Raw genomic sequence first — 610 nt, 5'->3', positions numbered from 1 at the left:
GGTTGCTGCATGAGCGAGATAACGACGCCCGAAGGTGCCAATTCCCAGCTCGGCCAATGCCTCAAGGCGGCCCGCCAGGCCCGCGGCCTGACGCTCAAGCAGGTGGCGGAGCGGACCGGCATGGCGCTCTCGACCCTGTCGAAGGTCGAGAACGGCCTGATGTCACTGACCTACGACAAGCTGCTCCAGCTCACCTCGGGCCTGAAGATGGAGATCGCCGAGCTCTTCAATCCGGCGGTCGCGGCGCCTGTGCAGGGCCGGCCGGTCACCGCGCGGCGGAGCATCAGCCGGGCCGGGCAGGGGCAGGTGATCACCACCAGGTTCTACACCTATACCTATCAGTGCACCGATCTGATCGGCAAACGCATGGTGCCGATCGTGGCCGAGGTTCGTGCGCGCTCGCTGGAGGAGTTCGGCCCGCTGCTGCGCCATGGCGGCGAGGAATATTTCCTGGTGACGAGCGGACGCGTCGCCGTCCACACCGAGTTCTACGCGCCTGAGATCCTCGGTGAGGGCGACGGCATCTATCTCGACAGCACCATGGGCCACGCCTACCTCAACGCCGGCGAGGCAGCTTCCGCAAAAGGCGTCTGCCTGTGCACCAGCGAGG

Annotated in this window: 1 protein-coding gene; it reads left to right on the top strand. The window is 66.2% G+C overall.

The genetic code is table 11. From position 1 onward, the window contains the following. Positions 1-9 precede the first annotated feature (9 nt). Positions 10-610, top strand: a 601-nt coding sequence (locus AC1D00_RS44330; RefSeq protein ID WP_477015102.1) for a helix-turn-helix domain-containing protein, incomplete at its 3' end; no start/stop codon positions are given.

It is taken from the genome of Bradyrhizobium sp. P2_E8 (assembly GCF_056403875.1).
The sequence above is the reverse complement of the archived record's forward strand: the minus strand, read 5'-3'. Positions and strand labels throughout refer to the sequence as shown.